Genomic DNA, 4,635 nt, shown 5'->3' with positions numbered 1-4,635 from the left:
AGCGTAAGTGGGAGAGTATTCATTCAAACATAAGCTTCAAATATCATTAAATGGTTTGAACAAGGTCAGTACCTTGTTCAATATTTTAGCGATCTTAAACTAACAAACGATAAAAGTTTCCATTGACTAAAAAAGTTTCTGATGTACAATTTATTTAGGCAACATTTTCTTTGCTCTTACATATATCTAATTCTAAGTTGTAGGAGCAAATTTTTTTACCCCAAAAGTTTCCTTAATGCAAAATATTTAGCGAAAACCAATCATGAGGTGATCATCATGAGTGAAAATATAAAAAAACTGCCGTTAGTCGTTGAGGAAGGTTGGAGAAAGAAACGGACACAACCAACATTGCCCGAAGTATATAGAAGTTTGCGTATACCAAAAACGGGTTCTTGGATGAAAAAGTTTCTTGCGTTTGCTGGACCAGGATACTTAGTTGCAGTGGGGTATATGGATCCGGGAAACTGGGCGACTGATATTGCAGGAGGTTCTCAGTTTGGATACACGTTGCTTTCCGTTATTTTGCTTTCAAATTTAATGGCAATATTGCTTCAAGCATTAGCTGGTAAGTTGGGAATTGTAACGGGAAGGGATTTAGCACAAGCTTGTCGCGATCATTACAGCAAGCCAGTGGCAATGGTCTTATGGGTTTTATGCGAGTTGGCAATCGCGGCTACTGATCTAGCGGAAGTGATCGGGGCGGCAATCGCTTTGAATTTGCTCTTTGGCATTCCATTAATATATGGGGTTATGATTACAGTTCTAGATGTACTGGTCGTATTGCTATTGCAGAATAAAAGTTTTCGCTATATTGAAATGTTGGTGGTTGTTTTAATTCTAACCATTAGTGCTTGTTTTGCGATTGAAATCTTTCTTTCTAAGCCAGATGTGGGAGGCATATTGAAGGGATTTGTTCCAAGCAAAGAAATTATTGACAATCCAGCAATGCTTTATATCGCAATCGGTATTTTAGGTGCAACCGTAATGCCACATAATCTTTATCTGCATTCTTCCATTGTACAGACACGTCAATACGAACAATCCAGCTCGGGCAAACGACAAGCGATTAAATATGCCACTTGGGATTCAACCATTGCACTTTTCTTCGCTTTATTTATTAATGCAGCGATCCTTATTGTTTCTTCTGCTACGTTCCATAAAGCAGGAATGAAAGATGTTGCGGAGATTGGCGATGCTTATCACTTGCTCTCTCCACTGCTTGGAACAACACTTGGAAGTATTTTATTTGGAGTTGCTTTGTTGGCTTCTGGTCAAAACTCCACATTAACGGGAACCTTAGCTGGTCAGATTGTGATGGAAGGTTTTCTAAATATTCGCCTTCCTGCTTGGTTAAGAAGGCTGATCACTCGATTGATTGCCATTGTCCCAGCCGTTGTTGTAACTGCTCTTTATGGCGAAAGCGGAACGGCTCAATTACTTATTTTGAGCCAAGTGATTCTTTCTTTGCAGCTCTCTTTTGCGGTAGTGCCTCTCGTTCAATTCACTAGCGATAAAAAGAAAATGGGTGAGTTCGCAAATCCATTATGGTTGAAAGTTCTTGCTTGGATGGTAGCGGTTGTGATTATCAGCTTAAACGCATATTTGTTGTTGCAGACTTTCTTTGGTTAGCGAATGGAGAATTTCCTGTTATAAAATATTTCATTAAGGTGTATTGGCATTTGCCATAAAAGCCTTTATCGCCGGCCCAGTCCTAATGTTTGTGTAAAATCCGACTCCCAGTCCAGCGAACTTAGGTCTCCGGAAAAAACCGCTTTGTGCCGCTTCTTTTTACACAAATCCTAGACTTCATCTAGGTAAGGAGCAAGGGGACATTCTAATTTGTTTTGTCATTTTTATCACCTCTTAGAAAAATAATTTTTTATTCAAATGGTTACTCTAATATTTGACAAGGATTTATTTTCATATTACAATAAACTTACAAAATAATCAAATGTATATTTGAATGAAAACACAGGGGTGACGTTATGGCAAGTGCTAATAAAAAAGAACAATTTCAGAGAACAGATGATTCTTGTGAAATTTATTGCTTTGATGAAGAAAAGGTGAATAAGGTACAAAAGAAAATGGAGTATTTTGATTTTGGTAAATTAGCATCGCTATTCAAATCTATGTCAGACGAAAACCGATCTAAAATTTTGTATGCTCTATGCCAAGAAGATGAATTATGTGTATGTGATATCGCCAATATCATTGGGGCTTCTGTTGCAACAACTTCCCATCATTTACGCACCCTTTATAAACAAGGGATTGTAAAGTATCGAAAAGAAGGAAAGCTAGCATTTTATTCGCTGGATGATGACCATATTAAGCAGTTAATCATGATTGCGTTAGCACATGAGAAAGAGGTGAAAGTCCGTGTCTGAACAACAAGCAAAATTATCTGAGAAAGAAATGAAAACCTACCGTGTTCAAGGATTTACTTGTGCAAACTGTGCAGCAAAGTTTGAAAATAACGTAAAAGCATTGCCCGGTGTTCAGGATGCTAAAGTAAACTTTGGAGCGTCTAAAATTACCGTTTGGGGTACAACAACCATCGAAGAATTAGAAAAAGCAGGGGCTTTTGAAAATTTGAAGATTCGAGAAGATAAAGAAAAAGCAGTCAAGCGTGAACCTTTTTGGAAGCAAAAAGAAAACATGAAAGTGTACATTTCCGCCGTTTTGCTTGTGATTAGTTGGTTTTTAGGGAAGCAATACGGAGAAGAGCATATCTTTGTGACAATTGGATATGCTGCATCGATTTTAATCGGTGGATATTCGCTATTTATTAAAGGTTTCAAAAACCTAGTTCGATTACAGTTTGATATGAATACGCTGATGACAGTGGCAATTTTAGGAGCTGCAGCGATTGGTGAATGGGGAGAAGGTGCAACGGTTGTCATTCTATTCGCAATAAGTGAAGCATTAGAGCGTTATTCCATGGACAAAGCTCGTCAATCCATTGAATCGTTGATGGATATTGCTCCAAAAGAAGCATTAATTCGCCGTGGAAATGAAGAAATGATGGTCCATGTTGACGATATTCAAGTCGGGGATATTATGATCGTGAAGCCTGGTCAGAAATTAGCGATGGATGGCATCATCATCAAGGGTACATCTACGTTAAATCAGGCTGCGATTACAGGGGAAAGTGTTCCCGTAGCTAAAACAGTTGGTGATGAAGTCTTTGCGGGAACATTGAATGAAGAAGGATTATTGGAAGTAAAAGTGACAAAACGAGTAGAAGATACAACTCTTTCGAAAATCATCCATTTAGTGGAAGAAGCTCAAGCAGAACGAGCACCTTCTCAAGCGTTTGTGGATCGTTTTGCCAAATACTATACACCAGCCATTATCATTTTTGCTCTTTTACTAGCCATTATTCCGCCATTATTTATGGGGGCTGATTGGAGCGAATGGATTTATCGAGGTCTAGCTGTATTAGTGGTTGGTTGTCCGTGTGCGCTGGTCATTTCCACTCCTGTTTCGATTGTAACCGCCATTGGAAATGCAGCGAAAAACGGTGTGTTAATTAAAGGCGGCATCTATTTAGAAGAAGCAGGATCTCTAAAAGTCATCGCTTTTGATAAAACAGGGACATTAACAAAAGGTGTTCCATCTGTCACTGATGTGGTCACTTATAATGGCAATGAAAATGAATTAATGACCATTACAGCAGCAATTGAAAAAGGCTCACAGCATCCACTTGCTTCCGCCATTATAAGAAAAGCGGAAGAAAACGGATTGAATTTTAATGATGTATCGGTTGAAGAATTCCAATCCATTACAGGTAAAGGTGTGAAAGCTAAAGTAAATAACAAAATGTATTATGTCGGAAGCCCAGGTCTTTTTGAAGAACTTCTTCCAAATGGCATCCAATCAGAAATAAAAGAACAAATTACAACCCTTCAAACACAAGGGAAAACGGTCATGGCGTTAGGAACGGAAAAAGAAATTTTGGCGTTAATTGCCGTGGCAGACGAAATAAGAGAATCATCGAAAGAAGTTATTAGAAAACTTCATCAAGTCGGTATTGAAAAAACGGTAATGTTGACAGGGGATAACCAAAGAACAGCCGAAGCCATCGGAAAACAAGTCGGCGTTTCCGATATTAAAGCCGATTTACTTCCAGAAGATAAACTGAATTTCATTAAAGAGCTTCGCGACAAGTATCAAAGCGTCGCAATGGTTGGGGATGGTGTGAACGATGCACCAGCTCTTGCAGCCGCAACCGTTGGTGTGGCGATGGGCGGTGCTGGAACCGATACAGCCCTCGAAACAGCCGATATTGCTTTAATGTCTGATGATTTAAGTAAGTTGCCATATACGATTAAATTGAGCCGCAAAGCTTTAGCAATTATTAAGCAAAACATTACCTTCTCTTTGGGCATTAAGGCATTGGCGTTACTGTTAATTGTACCTGGCTGGTTAACACTTTGGTTAGCGATATTTGCCGATATGGGAGCAACATTAATCGTAACATTAAACAGCATGCGATTGCTAAAAGTTAAAGAATAAACTTTGTGTTCAAAAAATGTAAGGAATGCCATTTGGTTATCCTTTTTTCATGATAAAGATATTTCTTTAATCAACTCCCATGGAAGAACGAATGAACTTCCATCATCTGTGATGTCGCGA

At 38.7% G+C, this 4,635-nt stretch carries 3 protein-coding genes; all 3 read left to right on the top strand.

The window, feature by feature from the left end:
* Window positions 1-276 precede the first annotated feature (276 nt).
* The 3 genes from BM278_RS17990 to BM278_RS17980 all read left to right on the top strand — a co-directional run bounded on the left by BM278_RS17990 (window position 277) and on the right by BM278_RS17980 (window position 4,515).
* Window positions 277-1,629, top strand: coding sequence for an Nramp family divalent metal transporter (locus BM278_RS17990; RefSeq protein WP_090952467.1), 1,353 nt, complete (start codon window positions 277-279; stop codon window positions 1,627-1,629).
* Between the two features lie 356 nt (window positions 1,630-1,985).
* Window positions 1,986-2,384, top strand: a complete 399-nt coding sequence (locus tag BM278_RS17985) for an ArsR/SmtB family transcription factor (protein WP_090952463.1) — start codon at window positions 1,986-1,988, stop codon at window positions 2,382-2,384.
* Complete coding sequence (locus BM278_RS17980) at window positions 2,377-4,515, top strand: heavy metal translocating P-type ATPase (protein WP_090952460.1); 2,139 nt, start codon at window positions 2,377-2,379, stop codon at window positions 4,513-4,515. Before BM278_RS17985 ends, BM278_RS17980 begins: the two co-directional genes overlap by 8 nt.
* Window positions 4,516-4,635: the final 120 nt, after the last annotated feature.

This window comes from Parageobacillus thermantarcticus, assembly GCF_900111865.1.
Taxonomy (GTDB): domain Bacteria; phylum Bacillota; class Bacilli; order Bacillales; family Anoxybacillaceae; genus Parageobacillus; species Parageobacillus thermantarcticus.
This window is presented reverse-complemented; position numbering and strand designations above follow the sequence as displayed.